This is a genomic window from Amycolatopsis nigrescens CSC17Ta-90 (assembly GCF_000384315.1).
GTDB classification, from domain to species: domain Bacteria; phylum Actinomycetota; class Actinomycetes; order Mycobacteriales; family Pseudonocardiaceae; genus Amycolatopsis; species Amycolatopsis nigrescens.
Map to the genome: position 1 here is coordinate 7774706 of NZ_ARVW01000001.1, position 25234 is coordinate 7799939.

Consider the following 25234-nt stretch of genomic DNA (forward strand, 5'->3'; position numbering starts at 1 on the left):
TTTACCTGCATAACTGCGCTTCCGCACGACGAGCAACTCGCCCTGACGATGCTGCCGGAGTTCCAAGGCGTAGCAGTCGCAGACCCGGCTCGCGCCCGTAGGGGGTCGCCGTCTTCCATTGTTCCCCACTCTCGACGACAAGCTTAGATCGCCGAGACCTTATCGGCACTCTCCGCGTCCTGCAAGTCCATCTCCGAGATTGAGGCACGCGGCAGCGCATTGAAGATCATCACGCCGGATCGACACCGGCCTGATCTTCGACGTCACCTACGACAAGGCCACCAGATCAAGTCGAGATGAAGGGCGCATCAACGACGCGTGAAGCTGTCCGGGCGTCGGCCAACTCGGAGACTCTTCCCAAGGCGTGCTCCGACAGTGCGGCTCGCAGTGCTCATCCAGTTCGCACCGTTACCGTCTCTGTGGCTCTGAAGATGGCGTTGTGGTCGTCAGGTTCTGCATAGTTCATGCCCCAGTCGAGCAAATGATCTGGGGCATCGGCAGTTCGCTGGTCGGGCGCGGCGAGCGCTGGAGGCAGATCAAGCACGGCATCCCAACCGGGCGCTCCAACAGTTCAAGCTCACCCGGGCTAAACGTGACGTCGCAGTACGCGGTCAAGCGCTCCGGCATGGTGACGTCGGCCGCCAGTGGGAACACGTGGACGACGCGGCATGTCCCCCACCGTACCGGGCAGCCGGCAACGGGCACGCGATGATCAGCCTGGTCACCATTGCTCGCTCCGCAGGTCGTGGCGTCCGGCGAGGACGGGCGTGGTCGGGGCGCTGCCCGCCCCCGCCGGAGTCTGGGACCCGCGAGCGCGAGACGTGCGGGCGCTACGCGACTGAGCCGATCCAAGCGCGCTGACCTACGGGACCGTGCGGGGAAAAGGCGACGTCAGCGTGACGGCCTGCGGCGCTGCGTCGGGCCAAGGCGCCGTTCGACGGCCGGCAGTGTGGTACGAGCTGCCAGGAACGCGCCGCAGCGGACGCAGGGCCGCCCGGGCGCGACGAGCATCGAAGTCGGCGGCACGACGTGCCCGCACAGTCCTTCGTCCCGGCCAACCGCGTCCCGCCAGCCTCGGGAGAACTCCTCATCGGCCACTGCATGGTCGCGGTCGTCAACCTCGCTACTGTGCCAGTTCACATACAGTCTGGCGCGGCCGGACCGCCGACTGGGGCGGTTCCGCACTCGGTGCCGTCGATAGTCGTGTTCCTCGCGGCCGAGGTCGTCACCGACCTGCGCGACCAAGCTCGCCGACGCCGCTCAGCGTACACACGGGAATGCCACCAACGTGCATGAACTGCAGCCGTCTACCCGTGAACGACCTGCGCGGCGGCTGTTTGCCGACTACCCCGCCCGATGTGAGCATGACGCCGACGTGGGTTCGGGCGTGTCGAATGCAAAATGCGGCATTCCCTGATTCTACAAGCCACTGGCACGGCCCCCACAGCCTTAATATGCCGACCTCCGAGCCAGTCCGCGCTGAGCGTACAATGCACCCTCACAACCGCCGAAGGTACACGGCAGTTTGGCAACGGCAATGAAAAGCCGAGACCAGTTCGGAGCACAGCATTGTGCCCACCGCCTGGCTGCACACTCCAAGCTTGGTCATGTCAGCACGACCAACGCGAATCTGCGCGATGAACGGGGACGACAGCGAGACGCAGCACGACACCGCTGGGGCTCACCTGTTGTCTAACTGGACACCGCGACGGCCACCAGGGAGACCAGAGTTGCTCAGCGATTAAAGCGAGGGTTTTTGGCTACGAGCAGTACTCCCTTCACACTTGCAGGATCGTCCGTTTCGTACCAACGTACACTACAATTTCCGAGCCAATCGGCGATGTCTGTAGCTTGAGCGACATTTTCAGGTGTGTCCAGCAGTCGACCGACCCGGTCGTGCAGCACCGATGAACCTCGGGGGCCAGCGAGATGCTGCCGTAGACGTGTCCGCAGATTTCCCGTCGATCCTACGTAGATGATTATATCTCCCTCGAATACGAGGTGAACACCAGAGGATCGAGGTGCTCCACTAACATTCTCGTATGTATAAGGCAGCGGCTCGGAAGATTGGGTCAGGACCTCTGAAGGATCAACTGGTGTCGATAGACTACTTGAACGCGCCCGGTCAACGCGCTCAGCGTCGTGAACGGACTCCTCTTGAATATCAACGCGAAGTACGTCGCGGGCGCGCATGAGTAAGCTCTCAGGCCGTAGCATGAACAACCGGACACCTGCATGTCGGCGTAGTTCCTCCGCAAGTTCGGGACGGGGTCCTCTCGTCTGACCGCGATCCCTGCGCCACCAATCGTCCTTGACATCGCCAGTGACAAGTAGGACATCACGATTGCGTTGGCCTGCTTCATCCAGGACCTGTTTCCAGACTAGGTAGTCGCCAGCAGCCAACTCGTCTACCTTGTTCTTGTCTTTGAATCCAGGAGGTTCGTCCGCTTGGATCCGACGTAAGGCCTCTTTGATTGCCTCCGCGCGGGTTTCAGCACTCATCGGACTACCCACCCGACCATTGAGCACTGGTTCCAGAGCCTGAAGAATGGGGTCGGTGTTTGTGTCCAGGGCTTGCTCTAGAGCCCCTTCGACGATGAATCTCTTAATTGCTTCAGTGACGACACTGAACGCTAGATCGAGGTGGCGCTGCAACTCGTCGCGACGCTCCGCCGCCAGGGCGACCCGGTTACCCCAAGAGCGCAAAACATTGTTGGACTGCTGGAGATGCTCGATTAGTGCTTCAATAGTGTTGTCGCCGGTCTCCTGCAAATCTCGCAAGGCGGATTCCCGGCCACGCCAAAACTCGACCACGACCTGCTGAGGAACCCACAAACAATCACCCAACTTGGTGAGAACCGCAACAAGATCGGTTCGAGTCTGCGCGTTGTAACGATACAGGTTCAACAGGACATTTGTGTCGAGCACGACCATCCCTTGAGTGAGCAGAGAATGGTAGTCCTCATCCGTCGGCGTTCGGAATCCTTCGAACCCGTCGTAGATGCCGCGCGGTTCGCCTGACGCCACCCTACTTGTTGCGGCAGCGACATCGCGTATGCCGCGCTTCACAGCATCCCACCCCTTAGGCTTGCCAGAGTCTCTTGACAGACTAGCAGTTGTCGACCACACCGCCATCGATTCGGGCAACCTCATCAATGTCGCGGAGCACAGATCGATAACCCGAGGGCCTGAAGGCTACTGGGTACGAGGGGTTCATTTTCAGGTGCATAGAACTGCCATGCTATGGCCTTACGGCGCACGAAGCCATCAAGCCCTCCATCGCCACCAGTCTTGTCGGGAACTGCAACAAAGTCGACGCCGTAGCGGAGACGTAGCAGCGTTCGAGAGTGATCCTCCCACTCGTAGGAGTCCCAGCCGCTGCCCTGTGTCACCATGATCCGAACTTACTTGCATGTCGGCCGTCACGCTATGGAGTTCGACTACTCCGTTCGTGGGTATTGCGACTGCTGGAAGGACCTTGTCCAAGGATGAGCTGGCCTCAGCGGTCGCGTCGCGGTTGTAGTAGTCAATCAATTTGCACAACATTGTAACGATCGGGTTTGAGGTCTGAGTCTGCCCAGGTGTCACCGCAAATCTGCGCGGATGGCGTGGTCCTTCCTCAGAGGCGCGACCGGTTGACGGCACAAGCTGGGCCTCTGGTGTTGACCTACGCGGCACCTGGGCGCGTGTAGTTGACTCGGCCCTTAGGGGAGAGCCGAGAGTGGTGGGCATGGCAGAGGATCCGCTGATCTCGATCGGTCGGTTCGCTCGGGTGACCGGGCTGATGGTGAAGGCGTTGCGGCTGTATGCGGAGGCCGGGGTGCTGGAGCCGGCTCAGGTAGATGGGGCGAGTGGGTATCGGTTCTACCGGGCGAAGTCAGGTTGAGGCTGGTCAGATAGCCGTCACATCCAGTTCTGCGGACCGTTACAGCCGTCACACTGGCTGTGACGGGCACAAGAGTCGTTGACCTGGGGAAACGTCGTTTGTGACAGCTGTGACGGGTGTGGTCGAGACCTATCACAAGCAGGCTTGAGCGGCCTTCTGCGGCCCATGTTCGAGACATGTCAGACGAGGTGTCACACCCCGGTGACTGCGCCCGGTGCGGGCGATACCGGCGGGCACCACTCCGCCTGTCACTGGTGCGGCCCGCGCACCATGCGACCGAGACCACCGGAACCGTCGAGGTGCCCTTGCCTGCGCGCACCAGAAGACGTTTCGGCATCGCGGGCGCGGTGTCTAGGGAGGTGTCGTCGCGGTGGCCCCTGCATCGCTCCGGCGGGAAGGCTGGGATCCAGCGCGAGCACCGTGCGCGGCACCACCGGAGCCGTACTCATCAGGATCCGTGGTGTGCGCGGCGGGCGTCCGGCACCGGAGGTGCCTTGTCCGTGCTGCGGGGGCTGGTCCGGCTCGGCTAGACGGTGTGGAGTGCGCGGGTGAGCCAGTCGTGCGAGTCGACGACCGACAGGGCGGTCTGTTTGAGCATGCTGGCGGTCAGTTGCAGGGATGCGAGGCTGTCGGGGTCTTCGTCGAAGACGACTCCACTGGGGACCGTGGTGTGGGCGACCGTCGGGTGTTTGTCGTAGTCCAGGAGCGTGAAGCCGGCCTCCCACAGCCCAGCCGCGCCGTGCCGTTTCTCCACGATGCGGATGAAGCATCGGCGACGTCCGAAGTCGGGGTTCAGTAGCTGTGCCACTTGGTCGCGCATCACGTCGTGATTCCCCACCGTCGAGGTCAGGGTCTGCTCATGAATGAAGAAATGCATCGTCCCCCGAAAGGAGTCGACCATGCGTTTTTTCCTGCTCTTTCTGGCCGCAAGCAAGGGGCTGAGGCCCTTGACCCCGTCGGGGTGTCCCGTGAAGGTGAGCAGGGTGCTGGTGTAGGTGTCGGTTTGCAGTAACTCCGGGACCGTCCAGGGCGCGTGGCACACGAGTGACTGGGCTTCCAGTTCCGCCGCGGCCATCGAGTTCACCATCGCCGTGCCGTCGGTGTGGCGGCGGACCCACAGGTCCGGGTGTGTGAAGAAGCTGCGAACCTCGTGTATCTGACGGGCGGTGGCCCGGCAGTACCCGGCGACCAGGAGTGCCTCCGCGGCGGAGATTTGGGCGGTACCGTATTCCACCCGGCACACCTTCGATTCGGACTGGCCAAGAAGCTCACCGATGTGGCTGAGATGAAGTCCGGCAGCCCGCCGGAGTTGTTTGAGCAGGCGTCCCAGTTCACGCTGCCGCACGTTGGAAATACGGTTCACTTCATCCATGGAGACCCAGAATTTCTGTCGAATCAACTTGTTTCGGCCGGTCGCGGCGGGTGGCGTCGTGGCCGATCATGCGTCCCACTCGCTAGCGCGCAGCACGAGTGCTTGGGCTAGGTCCGTGAGCCGATCGGCGAGGTGGCGCATCTCGTCGGCTTGTCCGGGGCCGGGATGGAACAGGTCCGTGTACAGGTGCCGGAGGCGGATTTCCGCCCTGCGGGCCGCATCGAGTAGTTCGCGATCCGTCAACCGGCGGCGCCGTCTTAGTACAGAGATACTCGCGCTCACGTCTTCGATCTGCTGGGCGAGACGTTCCACTAAGTGCTCGATGGCGGTCAGCCGCTCCGCCACGTTGTCCGCGGCCGTCGGGAGTTCGCCGGCTGGCGACGGGGCGCGGCTCAGGCATACCTCACACGGTGCGCCGGTGACTCGCGAGAGCCCTTCGAGGTCGCCGCGCCCGAAGCGTGCATCGCAGAGCGCGGCCAGCTCCTCGGGAATGGGCTCGTCGGTCGGTACGGGGAACAGGTGGACGACTCGCTGGGTCTCACCGACCGTGCCTGACAACGGCCGCGCGATGAACAACCCTTGACCAATCACTGGGCACCACTTCCAGCGACCATCGGTGTTGAGGTCCGGCCGTCCCGCTGGGAGGCGGGTGCCACGGGGAGGCGTGGAGGCGGGACGGCCAGAGGCTTATGTGACTGAAGAAACCGGCGGAACCGGCTCGGCCTGCGGTGACGGTGGGGGCGCATCCGCGCCTCAACGGTGGGCAACGAGGCAAGCGCCCGCAGGTAGACGCAACAGCGCGGGCACCGCGCGCCCGGCGGCAACAAGACGGAACCGATCAGGACCACGTGCCCGCAGATCGCCTCATAGCGACCCTGCCCATCGTGCAGACCACGAGCGAAACTCACGTCCCTCACCGCGTGGTCAAGCCCATCCACGACGCACCGGTACCACCGGACGTAGACCCGTCGAACGGGGCGCGGCAGTCGTGAGCTGCGCTGGCCGGTTGTCACAGTCGCTCCTCTGATCGCCGAAGGTGTTGAAATCATCCAACCCGGGGTGCGTCGGTAGGCACAGAGCGGAAACGTCGGAGTTTCGTCGCAGGGACGTGGCACTCAAAGCATCTACCTGCCGGTATGGGTGCTAGGCTGATGTTCCAATCGGCACGAGCGAGGTAGTCAGGTGACTAGCTTCCGGCGACGGAAGGAGCTGGTTTCAGCCCGTAAGGCGGCCGGACTGACTCAAGAGAGGCTCGCGGAGGTAATGCGCGTCGATCGGTCCACGGTGATCCGCTGGGAAGCCGGAGATCACGCGCCGCTTCCGTTCCAGTGGCCGAAGCTGGCGAAGGTGCTCGGGCGGTCGACGGACGAGCTGCGGCAGCTCATCGACGTGCGGCCGGCTCCGGGACCGTCGACACGAGCCTGGTCGGAGCTTGAGCCCGCGTTCAACTGGCTGGATCGGCGTGTCGGCTGGAGTCCGGGTACAACTCGCGGACGCGTCCAAGCTCGGGGACCGGTGGAGCGGCGCGCCCGACTGTCGATCGGTCGAGGGAGCCTTGCCGAAGCGTTGGCGGGTTACTACGGTGATCCGCCTCCTGGATACTCGATCTACCAGGCTCGCTGTGCGCAGGCCGAGGTACGGACCAGCATCCTGACTCGTCCAGAATGGACGGACTTGGCGTGTCCGTTGACTCCTGAATGCGATCGCCTTGCGTTGCTGCCCGACATCGAACGGCCGGGCCACGGCGTCGACGAGAGCGCGGCGGTTCGGCGGCTGGCGGAAGCTGCGGCGAATGAAGTGCGGATCGCGGACGTGCCGATCTACCGGCTCTTGGACCTTGAGGCCGGACCTGGGGCCGTGGTGGGCAAGGTCGGGTTGGTTCCGTTCGTTCAGTACGCCTTGAGCGTGGATCTGCTGGAGCGCGAGCTGAACGACAGCTTGTCGGCCGGGAGGTGCTTGCGGCCCGGTGACGTGCCGTTGCGGGACAGGTACTTGCCGGACTTCGCGGCGGTGCTCGATCTGGCCGGACGGTTATGCGCGGGCGGAGTACTCGCGTTGACCGCGATCGCGCGGCCTGCCGACCCGCACCGCGGCGGACCGGACTACTTGCTGCTCGTCCAGGAGCGATCCGGACGCGTGCTTAACGCGGCGGGCAGGTTGGCGGTCATTCCCAAAGCGTTCCACCGGCCGTTGGTGGACCATCGTGCGGACGCGCGGATCGGGGCAACACTGCGACGCGAACTGGAGAAGGAGCTGTTCGGGCGCGCTGACGTCGACAACACGGCGGGCGGACAGCGTGCGGCCGACCCGATGCACCCGAGCAGGCTGTCCGCGCCGATGCGCTGGCTGGCAGAGCGACCGGGCCGGCTGCGGATGGAGTGCACTGGGTTCGGGTTCAACCTGGTCAGCGGGAACTACGAGTTCGCCAGTCTGGTCGTGATCGAGGATGAGGAGTTCGCTGGCGATGGAGTCGACGAGTTCGCCTTCGAGCAGGTCCATGGTCAGGGCGTAGTGCACGAAGTGCGTGATGCCGAAGGCGCCGCCGAGGTGGTGTTCACGGATGTCCGTGCCCATGAGGCGGTAGATCGGCCCGTTCACGAGCCGGGTGTTCATGGACAGCGTCTCGGCCAGCCGCTGAACGGCCACGTCCGCCGCGTGCTCGTCGAGTTCGAGGTCAGCTTCCGGGGCGCGGGTCGCGACGGTGAGCCGGTCGTGTTGCGGCCGGAGTTCACACTCCAGGTCGAGCCACTCCGAGCAGGTCAGGACGCTGGTGTTCACGGCAAGCTCGCCGCAGCGCCCTCCGTAGAGGCCGTGGTCGTCGAGGCGGCGGCCGTAGTAGGTGGTCAGTGCCTCCATGACATCACGCTGGCTGACCCACGCGCGCCGGGTTGCGCGGTCGTGAAGAGCGTGGGCGTCAACCGTCGTGACCCGAGACGCGACGGTGCGACGGCCGGTGCCCGGAGACCAGCGCGCATGACGGTCGAGCCATTCGAGTGCCGCGCCGATGTGCGGGTCCGCGGCAAGGCGGCGGTCGGCTTCCGAGGTGTCCAGGGCCTCGCCGGCCTCGCCGAGGAGTTCGGAGAACCGGGCGTGCTCGGCATCGGAAGCGCGTTGAAGCGCGCTGTCCAGGATCTGTTGCATCTCGGACTGTGGCCGGAGATCGGGCTTCTTGTGCCAGGACGCCACAGTGCGCGCACCGATACCGAGCTTTTCGGCGAATTTCTCGTTGCTCAGCCGTAAGGCGGCTTGAAGGGCTGACGCTGATCGCCCGGTCCATTCGCCTGTCCGGCTCATCGGGGCTCCGAAAGGCCGATGTGCAGCGGATATGCGGTGGTTGTGCGCTGCTCCTGCACTGGTTGTGCATGGGATCGGGTGCTGATTCGGCCTTGAATCCTAGGTATGGAAATCACCTGGTTCACCAACCTGAATCGCCCGGTCTCAGCGCTTCGAGCGGACATGTTCGACCACGGTCGCGAGGTTCGATTGAACGTCTTCGAGCCGGTCGGTGATCTCGGCCAGACGCTGTTCGAGCGCGTCCAGCCGGGACCACAGCTCGTGGTCGTCGTCGGCCGGCTCGTCCGGGTGCGGCGGTGTGCGGCTTTGCAGTACGGCCAGCAGATGTTGCGGGTGCCAGCCCAGGGTCGTCGACAGCGCTTCGAGGGTGCGGGCGCTGCGGCGCCGCTCCACGGTGTGGTGCTGCAGTTCGCGCACGATCGCCTGGGACACGTGCGACCGCTCGGCCAGCTCGCGTTGTCGCCAGCCGAGTTCGTTGACGCGCATGTTGATCGCCTTGGCGACTGCCGCCCAGTCTTCCGACACCTATTCCTCCGCGCTCCGCCTCAGCGCCGAGATTAGCGGTTCGTCGAGCTTTCACCACGTCGCCTAGCGCATTGCCAGCGGCGCGTCGGACAAACGCGCCCGTAGTAGCGCTGAAATCAACAACATAGTCTTGAAATCATCAGATTGGTCTTTTCTTATGAACTCGCAAATCACCTTTCACACCCTTGAAGAAGCCGCCTGGATTCTGGGCGTCTCCCGTCCCGCGGTGAGCCGGGCGATCCGGACGGGCGAACTGCGCCCGACGCGTTGCCGCTCCGGTCTGCGGGTGTCGTCGCCCGAACTGGCTCGGTGGCTTGGCCCTTCGAAGCAGGACGGAGGTGCGGCATGCACGCCGACGACCTCCGGCTGATCGGCATCGCGTGGCGGCTCGACCGCCTGCGGTGGGTCCCCACGGACGTGCTGACGGACATCGTGACCAGCGAAGGTGTCTGTATGTGGCCGTCGCCGGACGACGGACCGCCGGATGCCCGGACCGACTCTGAGCTGGCGAAGCTGTTGTGCGGCGGCTGCCAGGTGCAGGACGAGTGCCTGGAGCTGGAGCTGCGCACGGCCGGTGCCGAGACGGTCGGAGTCTGGGGCGCGATGACCGACGACGACCGCCGGGCGCTTTATCCGCACTGGCTGCGGCGCGGCGAGCGGGTCGATCGGGGTGCGCTATGAACGGCATCAGCGTGACTCCTACGCAGATCCTCGCCGGGGTCGGGGCGCTGCTCGTGCTGTTCTGGGTCTGGCGGGCCGGGGCTCGCCGGGCGAAGGCGGCCGCTGAGGCTGCGCGGTCCGGTGCACGGCTCGTGTCGCTGGTCGGGCGGGTGTTGTTCAACGCCGGGTTGATCGTGGCGGTTCAGTGGGTCGTGATCGCACATCCGGGCGAGCGGTGGCTGCTGTTCGCGGTGCTCGGGTTGCCTGCGTTGTTCGCGTCCTACGCGCTGACCAGGGCGATGACCGTGACCACGGTCGACACCTCGAAGCGGGGTGGTCGCCGATGAACCGGGCTCAACGGCTCGCGCAAGATGCGGCCGAAGCGGCGGAGGTGCGGGCGTACGAGACCGATCCGGACGTCGTGGCGCTGCGGATCGAGCGGGTGCGTCGGCAGGTTGACTGGATGTGCTGGTCCGGGATCGTGCTCGGGCTGGCGTTCACGATGACGAACGTCCAGACGTTCGCGTCGGCGGGGACTCGTGCCTGGTCGCTGCCGTGGCTGGCGGCTTGGGCGCTCGACCCAACGGTGTCGCTCGTTCTGCTGGCGATCCTGCGCGCCGAGCAGGTGACGGCGCGGTACAAGGTCAAGACCGGCAGGTGGGTCCGGCGGGCGAAGTGGTTCACGCTCGCGGCGACGTACGTCATGAACACCTGGGCGTCCTATGCCGAGGGCGAGCCGGCCGCGATCGTGCTGCACTCGGTGCCGCCGCTGGTCGTGTTCGCCGCGGTCGAGGCGATCACCGACCTGCGGGACAAGCTGACCGACGCCGTGCTGGTCGCGGCCGGTGAACGGCGGGACGTTCACGGGGAGTCTGTGAACGCGGGGCGGCGGAAGTTGTTCGCGGACTATCTGGCGGACGCTCGGGCCAGCTGGTCGCCGGGAGTGGAGATCACTGCGGCTTGGGTGCGGCAGGCCACCGGGTGCTCGCGTGGGTTGTCTCCGCGGCTCGCACGCGCGTTGCTCGCGGAGGTGGCGGATGACTGAGTCGGACGCCTTGCCGATGAAGGCCGAACCTGTGCTGGACGGCGTGCTGGTCGACGACACGTTGCCACAACCGCGTCGTCGGAGGACGCGGCGGAACCGCTTCACGCTCTGGTGGTTGCACTCGCCGCGGGTGCCGCTGTGGCTCAAGAGCAAGCCGCAGGCGGTGCAGGCTGTCAAGGACGCCGTGGTGTGGGTGCTGAAGTCGCCGTTGCGGTATCTCGGCGCGGTCGTGCGCGGGATCGTCGTCGGCGCCCGCTGGTGGCGTGGGTGGGTCACGGTGCAGGACTACCGCACGGCGGCTGAGGAGTCGGAGAAGCTGGCGGACAAGTTCACCGAGATTCGGGTGCTCACCCTGTTCCGCTGGAAGATCACTGGTGCCTTGTTCGCAGTAGTGACCGTGGTCGTCGTACTGGTGGATCTCGTGTACGGCACCGATCCACTGTGGATCGCCGGGGCCGCCGCGTCGGCGGCACTGGCGATCCTGGGCCGCCGCAAGGATGGCAGTCCAGGAAGGAAGCCGGCGCTCGCCGGGCCGCGGACGCTCACCTGGACGATGGACCCGCAAGTTCTGGTCGACGCGTTCCGGGACGCGAAGCTGATCGGCAAGGATGAATCCCTGCGGCTGGTCGAGCGGGCGACGCGGGTCGGCGATGGGTGGGCCATCACCGTCGACTTGCCGGCGACCCGCAAGGCCGCCGATGTCGTGAAGAACCGGGATGCGCTCGCGTCGGCGCTCGCTGTCGATGAAGTCCAGCTCATTGTCGAGCGGGTGCGCGGCAACGGCGGACATGCCGGACGGGTGTCCATGTGGGTCGCCGACGAGGACCCGTACAGCTCGCCTCCGTTGCGGACGCCGCTGCTCGGCGTGTCGAAGTGGGACGCGTGGCGGCCGGTGCCGTTCGGACGGGATGCACGGGACCGGCGGATTGACCTGCCGCTGGTATGGACGTCGCTGCTCGTGGGTGCGATTCCGCGGCAGGGCAAGACGTTCGCCGCGCGGCTCGCGGCGGCCGGTGCCGTTCGGACGGGATGCACGGGACCGGCGGATTGACCTGCCGCTGGTATGGACGTCGCTGCTCGTGGGTGCGATTCCGCGGCAGGGCAAGACGTTCGCCGCGCGGCTCGCGGCGGCCGGATTGATTCTGGATGCGTGGGTGCGGCTGTACGTGGCGGACTTCAAGGCAGGTAAGGATTGGGATGCTGCCGGTCAAGTCGCACACCGGTTCATGTCCGGCGACGAAACCGAACACGTGCTGGCCCTGGTGGACTGGCTCGTTGAACTGGTCGCCGAGGTGCAGGGGCGGTACCGGCGGATGCGGGACCTGGACGACCTGACCTGCCCGGAGTCGAAGGTCACCCCGGAGATGTCCCGCGACAAGGCGCTGGACATGCCGGTGACCGCGATCTTCATCGATGAGGTCCAGGTGCCGCTCGAAGACCGGACACCCGTTGACGTGCAAGGGAAGAAGCTCACGGCGGGCGAGTACGTCGGCGAGTTGCTGACCTGGTTGGCGAAGAAGGGACCGGCGGCCGGGATCGTGCTGGTGCTCGCGACGCAGCGGCCGGACTCGAAAACGATCCCGTCCGGGCTGCGTGCCGTGCTCGGGTCGCGGTTCGCGCTACGGGTCATGGACTGGCGCGACTCCAACATCGTGCTCGGCGAGCAGATGAACACCCGCGGATTCGACTCCAGCCGGCTGCTGCCCTCGCACAAGGGCGTGGGGATTCTGCGGCCGGACGGCGACACGGCGGCTGGTGCCGATGTGCTCGCGATGACCGTGCGGACCTACTACATGCCGAACGAGGACTGGCAGACCATCTGCAAGCAGGGCCGAGCGCTCCGCGAAGCGGCCGGGACGCTGACAGGGCACGCAGCCGGGCAGGACACAACACCCGTGCTCGACCATGCCGCCGCGGCGAAGGCAATCGGTGCAGGTAGCGCCGTTGACGCGGTTCGCCCGTCGGGCAGCCTGCCGGAGCCGCTCGCGGTGATCGTGGACTATCTCGGCGATGACCTCAGTCCGGACGGGCGGGACTTCGTGCCGACCGCCGAACTCCTGGACGCACTGGAGATCGACCCGAAGACGTTCGCGCAGCAGATGAGCGAGCTGGGATGCCGCCGTACGCGGGACCGAGTGACAGCAGACGACGGCGAAACGCGGCAGGTGCGCGGGTACCTCACGGCTGAAATCAAGAGTGCCGTCGACTGCGCTATGGGCCACGAGGATCCGACTGTCGAGGATGACCGGCCGTGAGGGTGGCTCACTCGGAAGAAGGGCAGGTTAAGGTTATTCTACCTGGGAGATTACCTGAGCTGACGCCTGCTGTTGCGCGTGCGTTGCTGGCCATACTGATCGAGCTTGCCGAGGTGCCGGTACTGGATGGGCCGGTGAAAGAGGTGGACCGTGACGGCTGAAATCATCAGTGATCCGTGGTCGACGCTTGACGAGATCCTGGGTCTTGAGGTCGCCGATCCAGTGGATGAGGGGATCGGGGCCTTGGCGGTCTACGGCCGGTGCTCGACCGAGGACAACCAGGACCCTGAGACGTCGCGAGGATGGCAGGTCGGGAACGCGAGTAAGTTCGTCGAGCCGCTTGGCGGCCGGATCGTGGCGGAGTACTTCGATGTCGGGCAGTCGCGTTCCGTGCCCTGGGACCGGCGGACCGAGGCGGCGCGGCTGCTCGCCGAGTTGAAGAACCCGCGGCGCGACTGGGACGCGGTGGTTGTCGGCGAAGGCACGCGGTGCTGGTTCGGCAACCAGTTCTCGCTGATCGCGCCGAGGTTCGCGGCCTACGGGGTGGAACTGTGGGTGCCCGAACTGGGCGGGAAGTTCGACGCGCGCAATCCCTCGCACAAGATGCTGATGAGCGTGCTGGGCGGGATGAGCGAGTCCGAACGTCAGCATGTTCAGGCTCGCGTCCGCGCGGCGATGGACGCCCAGGTGATCAACGAGGGACGTCACCAAGGTGGGCGGGCGCCGTACGGATACGTCGTTGTCGACGCCGGCCCGCACCCGAATCCGCGTAAGGCTGCCGAAGGCTTCCGGTTGCGGGTGCTCGCGATTGAAGAGGAAGCCGCGGCTGTTGTCCGGCGGATCTTCGCGGAGTACCTGAACGGCAAGGGCGACCGGGCGATAGCCAATGGGCTCAATCGCGACGGCATTCCCTGTCCGTCCGCGCGGCGACCGGACCAGAACCGCCACCGACTCGCCGATGGCTGGCAAGGCAGCACAACCCGGTCGATCCTGGAGAACCCGCGATACACCGGGTACGCATTCTTCGGCAGGTGGGCGCGGCAGGAGATGCTTCTCGACCCGGATGACGTAGCGGCTGGCCATGTGACCAGGTTCCGGCGAGCGGGATCAGATCGGATCGTGCGGTCCCGCAAGCCTGCGCATCCGGCGATCGTCTCGGTTGAGGACTTCACTGAGGTCCAGATTCTGCGGCGCTCGCGTGCGGCCGGCGGGCTGCCCGCGCGTCGGAAGCTGGAGCGCGGTCCGAGGCAGACGAAGTGGACCTATGCGTTCCGTGGGCGAGTTCGGTGTGGCCATTGCCAGCGCAAGATGGAAGGGACGCCCCGGGAGAGCCGGATCTACTACCGCTGTGCCGCGCGGACGCTCGTGCCGGGATCACCAGCGCTCATCGACCACCCGAAGAACGTGTATCTGCCCGAAGCCGCGGTGATCGAGCCGGTCAATGACTACATCGGGCGGGTGTTCTCGTCGGATCAGCGGGACGCCACAGTACTCGCGATGCTCGGCGTGGCCGGTGATGTGAATGTGAATCCCGAGCGAACCGCGGACGCCGAACGTCGGCTGACTCAAGCCAGGACGCGACTGACTCGGCTTCAGCAAGCGATCGAGGCTGGGGCGGAGCCGGGCGCCTTGATCGAGCCGCTCAACCGGGCGAAGGAGGAACATGACGCGGCCGAAGAGGAGCTGGCGCGCATGCCTGCGGGCGCTTCGCTGGGCCGGGCGGAGGTTGAGGCTCTGGTGGACTCGCTCTCCGTGACCGGGCACCAGCTCAAGCACGCCAGCCCGGCACGGCTTCAGGAGCTGTACGGGGAGATCGGCCTTGAGATGGTCTACGACGCAAAAGAGCGGATGGTCGATGTGACCATCCGCCCGCCCCGTAGGGTTAGTGCGTGTGTCCGAGGGGGGACTTGAACCCCCACGCCCGTTAAGGGCACTAGCACCTCAAGCTAGCGCGTCTGCCATTCCGCCACTCGGACTTGCTGGAGACAGACTAACGGACGGCTACGAGGGGGTGCCAACCGGGTCGGCAGGGTGTCTCACTAGCTTCAGCAGCCTCTGGTTCACCGTGAGTAACAGGCGCTCGGTATGCCCGCAGTGAGGGTGGTGCGTCGCAGGGTGACCAGGCCCCCCGGTGGCTACGTCCTTATCAGCCGCGAGATGATTGATCGGGCGGGCCGAGGTGCAGGGTCAGGCGCGGTTGTTCGTCGGGGCCGAGTAGTTCGGTTCCGGTCAGTCGTGCGGGTTCACCGCAGAAGAGTGGGGCCTTGTTGCGGTGGCTCAGGCGGGCGACCTGGCCAGGCCGCCGGTCCAGGCGGAGGACTTCGGCAACGGCGAGGGTCATCAGCGGTCCGTGCACGACAAGGCCGGGATAGCCTTCGACGCGGGTGGCGTATGGCCAGTCGTAGTGGATCCGGTGGGCGTTGGCGGTGGCGGCTGAGAAGCGCATCAGCAGCGTCGGATCGGTGTGGAACTCCCATGTTCCGTCACGGGACCGGCGAAACGGGCTGCCGGCAGGCCGCAGTTCTGCCGCGTCCTCAGGGGCTGGGTGTGAGCCGGTCGCCGACGCTTCGCGGTAGATGAGGTTCTGCCGCTCATCGAGCAGGAGTGTCCCGTTCTCGCTGGACAGGCGCGTGCGCACGACGACGATGACCAACTCGCCGGAACGGCCGGATTTCTCGGTCACGGATTCCACGGTGGACTCACGGCGGACGGTGTCGCCGACCTTGGGCGCGCCGTGGAAGACCACCTCTCCACCGGCGAACATCCGGCGGGGGAGTGCGATCGGTGGCAGGAAGTCGCCGAGCGCGGGATGGCCGTCGGAGCCCAGTTCCGAGGAGACGGGCCAGCGGGGAAGGGCGACCCAGTGCCACAGCGGAGGCAGGTGCTCGCCGAGGCATGGGGCGGGCAGGCCGTTGTCGAACAGCGCGGCCAGCGCGGCGACCGGAGCGGGGTCGATCGACTCGTGCGTGGTGACGGTGTGCGGCTTCCAGTTCTCCATGGCCGCCAACGAACCTCCTCAGATCCTGTTGCGGGCGATGAGTTGTGCGGCGATGACGTTGCGCTGGATTTCGTTGGTGCCCTCGCCGACGATCATCAGCGGCGCGTCGCGGAAGTAGCGTTCGACGTCGTATTCCTTGGAGTAGCCGTAGCCGCCGTGCACGCGGATGGCGTCGAGGGCGACCTGCATGGCGGTTTCGGAGGCGAACAGCTTGGCCATGCCCGCTTCCATGTCGGCGCGTTCGCCCGCGTCGAGTCGTTCGGCGGCGTCGAGGGTGAGCAGGCGGGCGGCGCGCATCTTGGTGGCCATGTCGGCGAGCAGGTTGCCGACGGACTGGTGCTTCCAGATCGGCTTGCCGAAGGACTCGCGCTCCTGGGCGTAGCGCACCGCGGCGTCCAGCGCCGCTTGCCCGACGCCGAGGGCACGAGCGGCGACCTGGACGCGGCCGACCTCGAGGCCGCGCATCATCTGTGCCCAGCCCTGGTTCGGCACGCCACCCAGCACGGCGTCCGCCGGGACCCGGCAGTCCTCGAAGACCAGCTCGCACGCCTCGACCCCGCGGTAGCCCAGCTTGGGCAGCTTCTTCGAGATGGTGAGGCCGTCACCGGGCTCGACGAGCAGCACGCTCATCCCGCGGTGAGCCGGCTCGGCTTCGCGGTCGGTGACGCACAGCAGGCCGATCAGCCCGGAATGCGCCGCGTTCGAGATCCAGGTCTTCGACCCGGTGATCGACCACCCGTCCTCGTCGGCGACGGCCAGGGTGCGGATGGCCTGGAGGTCGCTGCCACCGCCGGGTTCGGTGAGCGCCATCGTCGCGCGGATGTTCCCTTCGGCCATCGCGGGCAGGTACCGCTCGCGCTGTTCCGGCGTGCCGAAGGTCCGGAGGAGGTAGCTGATCACGGAATGACCGCCGATCGCACCGGCCAGGCTCATCCAGCCTCGTGCCAGCTCCTCGGTGATCCTGGCGAAACAGGCGGTGCTGACGTCGACACCGCCGTACTCGGCGGGCACCAGAAGCCCGAAGAACCCGAGTTTCTTCATCTCGTCGATGAACTCGGCCGGGTAGAGGTCGTCCTCCTCGAACTCGCGCACCCGCGGCCGCACCCGTTCGTCCACGAACTCGGAGACGAGCGCGACCAGCTGCGTTTCGTCCTCATTGAGCTTCATCGCCCGATCCTTTCGTTGCCTGCCGGAGGATGCGCAGGGCGCGATCCAGGACCGGCTTGTCGACCAGGTCGCCACCGACCGAGACGGCTCCGCCATCGGCGGCCGCGTCGGCGACCGTTCGCGCCCAGCGGATCTCGTCCGCACCGGGGGCCAGCGCGTCGGCGGCAGCGGCGACCTGTTTCGGATGCACGCACAGTTTCCCGGTGAAGCCGAGCCGGCGCGCGTAGCGGACATCGTCGGTGAGCACGCCCTCGTCGTGCAGGTTGCCGGTGACCCCGTCGACCGGACCGGGCAGCCCGGCGGCCGCGGAGGCGAGCACCAGCGCGCCGCGGGCCGTCCGCAGCGCCTCCCGGTCGGCCGGGTTGACGCCCAGCTCGGCGGCCAGGTCGAAGCTGCCGAAGGCGAGGCGCTGGACGCCCGGCACGGCGGCGATGGCCGGGGCGTCGAGCACTCCCTTCGCGGTTTCGATCAAGGCGATCAGCGCCGGGAACGCTTCGCTGGCTCCTTGTACCGTGGCCGGGTCTTCGGCCTTCGGCAGCATCACCGGGCAGCGGTACGGTGCGAGCGCGGCCAGGTCCTCGAGGTGCCACGGGCTGCGCGGAGCGTTCACGCGGACGGCGCATCGGTGGCCATCGGCCAGCCAGGCGGTCACGTGCTCGCGCGCCTCGCTCTTGCTACCGGGGGAGACGGCGTCCTCCAGGTCCAGCACCACCAGATCGGCACCGGCACCGGCGGCCTTGGCGAACCGGTCCGGCCGGTCGCCGGGGACGAAGAGCATCGTGCGGGCGTCCTGTGCGTTCGTGGTCACCTTCCCGAGAACTCCGGATCCTGTGCTGAGCGCCTTTCGCATCGTACTGGATGCATCTCCAGCCGCCGCTGTCTACATCGGACACTCTTGGAGACGGCCTTCGGTCAGATCGTCACCAGTGGCCGGGTGCCGGGCAGTCGGACCATCCTGGTGGACAGGTAGCGGCGCCGGTCGGTGACCAGGATCGAGGTGAGGGCGCCGACGAGGAGCCAGGCGGCCAGCTGGGCGATGCCGGTGGTGAGGCCGGCGCCGCCGGTGGCCGCGGCGCGGAGTGCGAGGACGGCGCCGTGCGTGGGGAGGTAGCCGGCGAGGGTGTACAGCGGGCCCGGCAGCGTCGAGACGACGCCGGTCGCACCGGCGAGGACGAGGACGGCCAGTGACGCGAGCCGTCCGGCCCGGCCGAAGATCGCGGTGGCGGCCTGGTTGAGCGCGACGAACGCGGACGCGGCCAGCAGCGCGATGAACAGGAACCCGATACTGCCCGCGACGCCCAGTTTCAGCACCGGGACGGCGATCGCGGTGATGGCGAGCGCGGCCATGGCGGCGGCCGTCGCGCCGGGAAGGGCAGCGCGGAGGATGATCCGCCAGGTCGGCTCGCGGGCGGTGAGCACGGCGTCGGGGACGGCTTTGGTGACGATGTAGGTGGCCAGCGCCAGCGCCCACAGGGCCAGTGCGGCGAACAGGGTGACGGCCAGGGTCCCGACCGGGGTGCTGTCGGTGCTCGCGGTGCTGGGGTCCGCGGCGACGGTCTTGAGGTGCGCGCGTTCGTCGTCGGTGTAGCTGGGCACTTGATCGCGGCCCTTGTCCAGCTCGGTGGCGAGTTGGTGGGCGCCGTCGTCGACCTTCTTGACGCCTTCGTCGAGCTGCCCGGATCCGGTGGCCAGCTTCCGCGCGCCGGTGTTGGCCTCCCGGATGCCGTCGTCGAGCCGACGTGCGCCATCGGCCGCGGTCGCGATTCCCTCGGTGAGGGTGGCGGACTTGCCGGCGAGCTGGGCGTTGCCGTCGGCGACCTGGCGGGCGCCGGACGCGAGGGTCTGGATGGAGTCGCGGGCCTTGACGGCGTTGGCGCGGACGCCCGCCTTCGCGTCGTCGAACTTCTGCGCGTCGGTGCTGAACACGTCCGCGGCCCGGCGGAGGTCGCGGCAGAAGGAGTCTGAGCCGCCCTTCGCGGCGCAGTCGTCGGCGAGGCGGCGGAACTGCCCGGCGGAGTCCTTCGCCGAGGGCAGGGCGTCGATCGCGGCGATGATCCGGTCGGCCAGTGGCACCACGATGGCGGCGAGTTGCTCGTTGCCATCCGCGACCTGGCCGGCGCCGTTGGCCAGCTGGTGGGTGAGGGCGGGCAGTTGCGCGGTGTCGCGTTCGGCCTGGCTGAGCCCGGTGGACAGCTTGCCGGAGCCCTCGGCGAGTTGGCCCGTTCCGTCGGCGAGTTGGCCGGCTCCGGCCGCGAGTTGGCCAGCCGCGGTGGACAGTTCCGCGGTGCCGCCGGCGAGTTGGGCGGCGCCGTCCGCGGCCTGGTTGGTCTGTTCGTGGATGGTGGTGAAGCCGACGTAGATGTTGTCCAGATAGGTCTGCACGACCTGCTGGTTGAGGGTGCGCTGGGTGGCTTGGGCGACCAGATCGGCGAGGCGGGGATCGGTGACCCCGGTGGCGGCTGAGGTCTGCACCTGCAGCTGGGCCTGGCGTGCATCGAGGGGTTCGCCGGTGGCGGCCGAGGTGGCGCGGGCGGAGAAGTCCTGGGGGATGGTCACGGTGGCGGCGTAGGTGCCGTCGGCGATGCCCGCGGCGGCGTCGTCGGCGTCGGTGAGGACCCAGGTGTAGGCGGAATCCTCGCTGTGCGTGAGGTCGCCGGCGAGCTGACGGCCGAGCGGGATGGTCTGGCCGTTGACCTTGACCGGTTCGTCGTTGTTGACCACGGCGGCCTCGGCGGTGCCGTGGTTGCTATCCGGTGTCCAGAACGCCCAGGTGAGCAGGCCCATCACGATCAGCGGGACGGCGATCAGGCCGGTCCAGGTGCGCCAGGTCAGCGGTCCGGAGGCCATGGCGCGGGCGGAGTCGGCGAAGGGCTTGAGCATCAGGAGACCTCGGCTGGCTGGGCGGTGAGGGGGTGCCGGCGGGTCGCGCCGGCTGGCACCAGATCCCGGATGCGCTCGGGATCCTGGCAGGTCAGCACGAACGACGCGGGCCCAGCCGAGCGGGTACGGCGCTCGGCGAGCAGTGCGCGCAACTGGTCGCGGCTGTCGGGGCGGAGGACGAGGTCCACGTCGTCGACGAAGACAAGTTCGGCGTCGCTGTCGAGGGCGGCGGCGATCTGCTGAGCGGCGTGCGGTGTGTCGCGGCAGGGGACGACGGCGACGTCGCGGCGCAGGGCGTGGGTGTGCTGGGGCAGCACGCGCCCGAGGACCTTGAGGTCGCCGGTGAACTTGGTGACCCGGCCGGCGAGGGTGTACAGCAAGGCGGTCTTGCCGCAGGCGCCCGCGCCGTGCAGCACCAGGACGCCGCCGCGGGGGAGATGGAGGTCGACGCCGGCGTAGACCGGGCGGCCGCGGTCGTCGTCCAGCCGCACGGCGTGTGCGCTGACGGCTTCGTCGCTGCCGGGTGCCGGCCAGTCGGCGAGCCGCAGCTCGTGCACCAGGGCGTCGCCTTCGGCATCGAACACCGGCAGCACCCGGTCCAGTTTCGGGGGCAGGCCCCAGGCGCGGCGGCCAAGCAGGGCCAGTACCGCGGGCACCAGGGTCATCCGGACGATGAAGGCGTCGATGAACACCCCGACCGCGAGGCTGAACGCGATCGGCTTGATGGTGGCGCTGCCTTCCGGGACAAACGCCGCGAAGACCGCGAACATGATCACCGCGGCGGCGACCACCACCCGGGAGGCGGAGACGAACCCGGACTCGATGGCGTGGTGCGGGTCGCCGTGGTGCACGAAGTCTTCACGGATGCGCGAGACCAGGAACACCTCGTAGTCCATGGCGAGTCCGAAAAGGACACCCATCAGGATGATCGGCAGGAAGCTGATCACGCTGCCGGTGTGCGTCACGTTCAGCGCCTCGGCGAGATGCCCTTGCACGAACACGAAAGACGTCGCGCCGAAGGCGGCGGCCACCGAGAGCAGATAGCCGACGGTGGCCTTGATCGGCACCCAGATGGAGCGGAACACCATCGCCAGCAGGATCAGCGAGAGCCCGACGACCAGTATCCCGAACGGGAGCAGGGCGCCGCCGAGCTGCGCGGACACGTCGATGCCGACCGCGGTGATGCCGGTGACCGCGGTCCGCGTGCCGTACGCGTCGAGGAAGTGTTGCTCCTGCCCGCGCAGCCGGGAAACGAGCTCGTCGGTCTGTGGCGAGTCCGGTGCGGTGGCCGGGATGACCTGGATGATCCCGGTGTCGCCCTTGGGGTTCGGGGTGGCCAGCGGTACCGAGGCGACGCCGGGGATCTCCCGCAGCTCGCCGGCGATCCGGTTCACCAGTCCGATCGGGTCGGTGCTGGTGATGATGTCCGCGGTGACGATCAGCGGCCCGTTGTAGCCGGCGCCGAAATGTTCGCTGATGGCCTCGTAGGTGTCGCGGGCGGGGCTGCCGTGTTCCTCGGTGCCGCTGTCGGGCAGTGCCAGCCTCAGGTCGGTGGCGGGGATCGCGCAGACCGCCAGCCCGGCGACCACGACCAGCACGGTGACCAGCGGCGCCCTGGTCGCGGTGCGGACCCACCAGCGCGCGATCGGCGGGCTCTGGCGGCGCCGCTTGCGCCGCGGTTTCCTGGTGCGCGGGCGTAACCGCTTGCCGGCGAAGGACATCAGCGCGGGCACGAGGGTGACGGCGATGCCGACCGCGAGCGCGACCGCGACCGCGGCGGCGATGCCCATGGTGGTCAGGAACGGGATACCGGCCACGGACAGGCCGAGCAGCGCGATGACGACGGTGAGGCCGGCGAAGATGACCGCCGAGCCCGCGGTGGCGGTGGCGCGGGCGATCGACTCCTCCACGTCCAGCCCTTCGCCGAGCTGGTCTCGGTGCCGTGAGAGCAGGAACAGCGCGTAGTCGATGCCGACCGCGAGCCCGATCATCACCGCCAGCATCGGCGCGGTGGACGAGATCGGGGTGACCAGGGTGGCGAGGAAGGTCAGCCCGGAGGCAACGCCGACCCCGAGGACGGCGGTGACCAGCGGCATGACCGCGGCGATCAGGGACCGGAACATCAGCAGCAGCACCAGCAGGGCGATGGCGAGGCCGATGCCCTCGGTGGGGCTGAGCTTGGGCACGCGGTCGGACAGCGCGTCGCCGCCCGTGTAGACCTCCGCGCCGCTACCGGCCTTCGCGGCCAGTTCGTCGGCGATGGCCGAGAGCTGGGTCTTGGTGCCCGGATCGACCTCGGCGAGCTGCACCTTCAACGGCACGGCGATCAACGCGGCCCGGCCGTCATCCGACAACGCGCCGTGCACGCTTTCGTCGAACGGGTTCACCACGGTGGCGACCTGGCCGAGGTTTCCGATCTCCGTCACGGTCTGCGCGACCGCGGCCCGGATCTGCGGGGTGTCGGCCTTCGCGCCTTCCCCGACTACGAGCACCAGCTGGGCCGACGTGCCACTGACCTCGGGGAAGACCCGCCCGAGGTGGTCCAGCGCGTCCTGCGACTCCGAGCCGGGGATGGCGAACGTGTCGTCGGTGCCCTGGTTGACCAGCAGGGCCGCGCCGCCGGCCGCGGCCAGCACGACTACCCAGATCGCCAGCACGAGCACGCGCCCGCGGGCAGCGGCTCGGCCCAAGCGGTAGAGGAACGACGACACGGCGACTCCCTGAGTTCTCCGGATACATCGTGTATCGTAATGCATGATGTATCCGATGTAGCGTGTATCCGGTCACTGGTTCGGGTGAGGCAGGGCAGTAGGGTGGGCGAAATGGCGACCACTGGCGCGGACCTGGGGCGGCCGCGGGGGATGACCCGGCGGCGCGCGGAGACCCGGCGGCGGGTCATCGAGGCGGCCTACGACGTGTTCATCGAACTGGGCATTCGCGATGCCCCGGTCGAGCTGATCTGCGAACGCGCCGGCTTCACCCGCGGCGCCTTCTACTCGAACTTCGCCAGCAAGGACGAGCTGTTCCTCGCGGTGTACGAGGTGCGGATGCGGGAGCGCACCGACCGTCTGCGGGTGGCGGTGGACGAGGCCGTTGCCGCGGTCGATCCGGCTTCCGCGGACGCGGTCAGCCGGGTGTTGCAGCAGGCGGGCGTGCTGTTCATGGAGTCGCTGACCGCGGACGAGACCTGGTACCTGCTCAACGCCGAGTTCCGCGCACAGGCACTGCGCCGGCCGGAGCTGCGGGCGCCCACCGCGGACACCGAGCGCCGGTTTCACGACGCGCTCGGCGAGATCCTGCTGGACATGCTCGGCGGGCTGGGCATGCGGCTGACCGTCGATCCGCGCAGTGCCGTCATCACGATCGTGAAGCTGTACGAGACCCTGCTGGAACGGGCGATCCTGGACGAGCTGCCCAGTGCGGCCGACAGCCACTACCTGACCGAGGTGCTTCCCCTGCTGCTGGCGGCACTGGTCGTTCCGGACCACGGCTGAGTCCCAGAATCCTTGCCGGCCACCGGTTTCCGGCTGGCCATGGGGTCGTCATCGCCCTGCTCTGCTCTGTCCATTTCGGATCATGACCGCACTTGTCGGTGCGGCCGGGAGCCGTGGTTTCCGACTCGGGTGTTGACAAACACAACACTGCGCCCAACACTAAGCCGCTAAGACCGCACGTCACGCGATCGACGAAAGGCTGGGCATGCCGACGGACTCCTGGGCAACGTTGTTGGTCGATGGGCAGTGGTGTTCGGGCGCCACCGCCTTCGAGGTGGTGGATCCGGCTACCTTGGAGCCGGTCGGCCGGGCCGCGGACGGCGGCGCGCGGGACGCGCTGGCGGCGTTGGATGCGGCCTGCGCGGTGGCCGAGTCGTGGCGGTCGGTGACCGCCGAGGAGCGCGGTGGCTACCTGCGCCGGGCCGCCGCCGAGATCCGGATCAGGATCGACGCCCTGACCGAGCTGTTGACCAGCGAGAACGGCAAGCCGCTCGGTGAGGCGCGGGGCGAACTGCTCGGCAGTGCGCGGATGCTGGAGTGGAGCGCCGAGGAGGCCCGCCGGGCCGGCGGCCGGGTGCTGCCGGACTCGCCGAACGGGCCGGGACTGGTGCTGAAGGCGCCGGTCGGCCCCGCACTGGCGATCTCGCCGTGGAACTTCCCGGCCAGCATGCTGATCCGCAAGATCGGCCTGGCGCTGGCCGCCGGCGCGCCGCTGATCGCCAAGCCGGCCGAGCAGACCCCGCTGATCGCCACCGAGTTGGTGCGCATCCTGCAAGAGACCGGGCTGCCCGCCGGGGTGCTCCAGTCGATCACGACCTCGCGGCCGGCCGAGGTGGCCGGTGCGCTGCTGGCGGACCCGAGGCTGCGCAAGGTGAGTTTCACCGGCTCCACCGAGGTCGGCCTCGGGCTGCTGCGCGACACCGGCACCCACCTGCGGCGCACGTCGCTGGAGCTGGGCGGGCACTCGCCGGCGATCGTGTTCGCCGATGCCGACCTGCCCGCCGCCGCGGCCGGGGTGGTGGCGGCCAAGTTCTTCAACGCCGGGCAGAGCTGCATCGCGGTGAACCGGCTGTACGTGCACCGGTCCGTGCACGACGAACTGCTCGCGCTGATCGAGGAGAAGGTCGCCGCGCTGCGCGTCGGGCACGGGGCGGCCGAAGGCACCGGCATCGGCCCGCTGATCGACCAGTCCGGGCTGGACAAGGTGGAACGCCAGGTCGCCGACGCGGTCTCCGGTGGGGCGAAGGTGCGCACCGGGGGCAGGCGGTGGTCCGGACCGGCCGAGCTGAAGGGCGCGTTCTACGAGCCCACCGTGCTCACCGGGGTCGGTGACGACCGGCTCATCACCCGCGAGGAGACCTTCGGCCCGGTACTGCCGGTCTACTCCTTCGACACCGACGACGAGGTCGTGCGCCGGGCCAACGACACCGATTACGGCTTGGCGGCCTACCTGTTCGGCCGGGACCTGAATCGGCTGTGGACCGTGATGGACCGGCTGAACTTCGGGGTGATCGGGGTGAACGACCCGGCCCCGGTGCGGCCGGAGCTGCCCTTCGGCGGCATGCGCAACAGCGGACAGGAACGCGAAGGCGGTGCCGAGGGCATCGAGGCGTTCCTGGAGACCAAGTCGATCGCGATCAAGCTGTGAGGGCCGTGCG

18 protein-coding genes, 1 tRNA gene and 2 pseudogenes are annotated in these 25234 nt (G+C 67.7%); 11 read left to right on the forward strand and 10 right to left on the reverse strand.

Annotated features, from left to right (window positions below):
* Positions 1-1734 precede the first annotated feature (1734 nt).
* Positions 1735-3069, reverse strand: coding sequence for a PIN-like domain-containing protein (locus AMYNI_RS49420; RefSeq protein WP_169515800.1), 1335 nt, complete (start codon positions 3067-3069; stop codon positions 1735-1737).
* A gap of 661 nt (positions 3070-3730) precedes the next feature.
* On the opposite strand from AMYNI_RS49420, the gene AMYNI_RS49425 reads away from it, so the two are divergent.
* On the forward strand, positions 3731-3886 hold the full coding sequence (locus AMYNI_RS49425) for a MerR family DNA-binding transcriptional regulator (RefSeq protein ID WP_020673136.1): 156 nt from the start codon (positions 3731-3733) through the stop codon (positions 3884-3886).
* A 526-nt stretch (positions 3887-4412) separates the two neighbouring features.
* Here AMYNI_RS49425 and AMYNI_RS0136835 read toward each other — a convergent pair.
* Positions 4413-5258, reverse strand: coding sequence for a helix-turn-helix domain-containing protein (locus tag AMYNI_RS0136835; protein ID WP_084628568.1), 846 nt, complete (start codon positions 5256-5258; stop codon positions 4413-4415).
* A gap of 66 nt (positions 5259-5324) precedes the next feature.
* On the reverse strand, positions 5325-5849 hold the full coding sequence (locus AMYNI_RS50730) for a hypothetical protein (RefSeq protein WP_020673138.1): 525 nt from the start codon (positions 5847-5849) through the stop codon (positions 5325-5327).
* 591 nt (positions 5850-6440) lie between these two features.
* Here AMYNI_RS50730 and AMYNI_RS48610 point away from each other — a divergent pair.
* Positions 6441-8498 carry a helix-turn-helix transcriptional regulator gene (locus tag AMYNI_RS48610; protein ID WP_281170331.1) on the forward strand — a complete coding sequence of 686 codons (2058 nt, stop codon included), beginning with the start codon at positions 6441-6443 and terminating at the stop codon, positions 8496-8498.
* 198 nt (positions 8499-8696) lie between these two features.
* On the opposite strand, the gene AMYNI_RS0136850 is transcribed toward AMYNI_RS48610, so the two are convergent.
* Entirely contained in the window at positions 8697-9077 is a 381-nt protein-coding gene (locus AMYNI_RS0136850) for a helix-turn-helix domain-containing protein (RefSeq protein ID WP_020673140.1), read from the reverse strand.
* Positions 9078-9234: 157 nt separating this feature from the next.
* Here AMYNI_RS0136850 and AMYNI_RS48615 point away from each other — a divergent pair, with 157 nt between their 5' ends.
* From AMYNI_RS48615 to AMYNI_RS48620, 7 genes and pseudogenes are all read left to right on the forward strand, one after another.
* On the forward strand, positions 9235-9447 hold the full coding sequence (locus AMYNI_RS48615; protein ID WP_084628569.1) for a helix-turn-helix domain-containing protein: 213 nt from the start codon (positions 9235-9237) through the stop codon (positions 9445-9447).
* Positions 9423-9758, forward strand: a complete 336-nt coding sequence (locus AMYNI_RS0136855) for a WhiB family transcriptional regulator (protein WP_020673141.1) — start codon at positions 9423-9425, stop codon at positions 9756-9758. The genes AMYNI_RS48615 and AMYNI_RS0136855 overlap by 25 nt, the downstream gene beginning before the upstream one ends.
* The gene (locus AMYNI_RS0136860) at positions 9755-10084 is read left to right on the forward strand and encodes a hypothetical protein (RefSeq protein ID WP_020673142.1); all 330 of its coding nucleotides are present in this window, start codon (positions 9755-9757) and stop codon (positions 10082-10084) included. The genes AMYNI_RS0136855 and AMYNI_RS0136860 overlap by 4 nt, the downstream gene beginning before the upstream one ends.
* Positions 10081-10782: a hypothetical protein gene (locus AMYNI_RS0136865; RefSeq protein ID WP_020673143.1), complete on the forward strand. Its 702-nt coding sequence runs from the start codon at positions 10081-10083 to the stop codon at positions 10780-10782. Before AMYNI_RS0136860 ends, AMYNI_RS0136865 begins: the two co-directional genes overlap by 4 nt.
* Before the next feature lie 16 nt (positions 10783-10798).
* Positions 10799-11785 (forward strand): annotated as a pseudogene (locus AMYNI_RS46270) (cell division protein FtsK); the annotation flags it as partial.
* 4 nt (positions 11786-11789) lie between these two features.
* Positions 11790-13037: pseudogene (locus tag AMYNI_RS46275) on the forward strand (cell division protein FtsK); the annotation flags it as partial.
* A 150-nt stretch (positions 13038-13187) separates the two neighbouring features.
* Positions 13188-14948, forward strand: a complete 1761-nt coding sequence (locus AMYNI_RS48620; RefSeq protein WP_026361393.1) for a recombinase family protein — start codon at positions 13188-13190, stop codon at positions 14946-14948.
* Here the strand turns inward: AMYNI_RS48620 and AMYNI_RS0136880 are convergent.
* The 6 genes from AMYNI_RS0136880 to AMYNI_RS0136905 form a co-directional block, all read right to left on the reverse strand.
* Positions 14930-15013, reverse strand: a tRNA-Leu gene (locus AMYNI_RS0136880). The two genes, AMYNI_RS48620 and AMYNI_RS0136880, sit on opposite strands and share 19 nt — an antisense overlap.
* Before the next feature lie 170 nt (positions 15014-15183).
* On the reverse strand, positions 15184-16035 hold the full coding sequence (locus AMYNI_RS0136885; RefSeq protein WP_020673144.1) for an HTD2 family dehydratase: 852 nt from the start codon (positions 16033-16035) through the stop codon (positions 15184-15186).
* Between the two features lie 18 nt (positions 16036-16053).
* The gene (locus AMYNI_RS0136890; RefSeq protein WP_020673145.1) at positions 16054-17202 is read right to left on the reverse strand and encodes an acyl-CoA dehydrogenase family protein; all 1149 of its coding nucleotides are present in this window, start codon (positions 17200-17202) and stop codon (positions 16054-16056) included.
* Positions 17189-18010, reverse strand: coding sequence for an HpcH/HpaI aldolase/citrate lyase family protein (locus AMYNI_RS0136895; protein WP_020673146.1), 822 nt, complete (start codon positions 18008-18010; stop codon positions 17189-17191). The genes AMYNI_RS0136890 and AMYNI_RS0136895 overlap by 14 nt, the downstream gene beginning before the upstream one ends.
* A gap of 104 nt (positions 18011-18114) precedes the next feature.
* Positions 18115-20082: a YhgE/Pip family protein gene (locus AMYNI_RS0136900; protein WP_020673147.1), complete on the reverse strand. Its 1968-nt coding sequence runs from the start codon at positions 20080-20082 to the stop codon at positions 18115-18117.
* A complete protein-coding gene (locus tag AMYNI_RS0136905) occupies positions 20082-22793 on the reverse strand; it encodes an MMPL family transporter (RefSeq protein WP_026361394.1) in 2712 nt (903 codons plus the stop codon). Before AMYNI_RS0136905 ends, AMYNI_RS0136900 begins: the two co-directional genes overlap by 1 nt.
* A 111-nt stretch (positions 22794-22904) precedes the next feature.
* Here AMYNI_RS0136905 and AMYNI_RS0136910 point away from each other — a divergent pair, with 111 nt between their 5' ends.
* Both AMYNI_RS0136910 and AMYNI_RS0136915 read left to right on the forward strand, forming a co-directional pair.
* Positions 22905-23576 carry a TetR/AcrR family transcriptional regulator gene (locus tag AMYNI_RS0136910; RefSeq protein WP_020673149.1) on the forward strand — a complete coding sequence of 224 codons (672 nt, stop codon included), beginning with the start codon at positions 22905-22907 and terminating at the stop codon, positions 23574-23576.
* Positions 23577-23781: 205 nt separating this feature from the next.
* Positions 23782-25224: an NAD-dependent succinate-semialdehyde dehydrogenase gene (locus AMYNI_RS0136915; protein WP_020673150.1), complete on the forward strand. Its 1443-nt coding sequence runs from the start codon at positions 23782-23784 to the stop codon at positions 25222-25224.
* Positions 25225-25234: the final 10 nt, after the last annotated feature.

Bases quoted from the DNA above. Each gene is read 5' to 3' on its own strand.
- AMYNI_RS49425 (WP_020673136.1), top strand. From the start codon at position 3,731: ATGGCAGAGGATCCGCTGATCTCGATCGGTCGGTTCGCTCGGGTGACC.
- AMYNI_RS0136835 (WP_084628568.1), bottom strand. From the start codon at position 5,258: ATGGATGAAGTGAACCGTATTTCCAACGTGCGGCAGCGTGAACTGGGA.
- AMYNI_RS48615 (WP_084628569.1), top strand. From the start codon at position 9,235: ATGAACTCGCAAATCACCTTTCACACCCTTGAAGAAGCCGCCTGGATT.
- AMYNI_RS0136855 (WP_020673141.1), top strand. From the start codon at position 9,423: ATGCACGCCGACGACCTCCGGCTGATCGGCATCGCGTGGCGGCTCGAC.
- AMYNI_RS0136860 (WP_020673142.1), top strand. From the start codon at position 9,755: ATGAACGGCATCAGCGTGACTCCTACGCAGATCCTCGCCGGGGTCGGG.
- AMYNI_RS0136865 (WP_020673143.1), top strand. From the start codon at position 10,081: ATGAACCGGGCTCAACGGCTCGCGCAAGATGCGGCCGAAGCGGCGGAG.
- AMYNI_RS0136885 (WP_020673144.1), bottom strand. From the start codon at position 16,035: ATGGAGAACTGGAAGCCGCACACCGTCACCACGCACGAGTCGATCGAC.
- AMYNI_RS0136890 (WP_020673145.1), bottom strand. From the start codon at position 17,202: ATGAAGCTCAATGAGGACGAAACGCAGCTGGTCGCGCTCGTCTCCGAG.
- AMYNI_RS0136900 (WP_020673147.1), bottom strand. From the start codon at position 20,082: ATGCTCAAGCCCTTCGCCGACTCCGCCCGCGCCATGGCCTCCGGACCG.
- AMYNI_RS0136910 (WP_020673149.1), top strand. From the start codon at position 22,905: ATGGCGACCACTGGCGCGGACCTGGGGCGGCCGCGGGGGATGACCCGG.
- AMYNI_RS0136915 (WP_020673150.1), top strand. From the start codon at position 23,782: ATGCCGACGGACTCCTGGGCAACGTTGTTGGTCGATGGGCAGTGGTGT.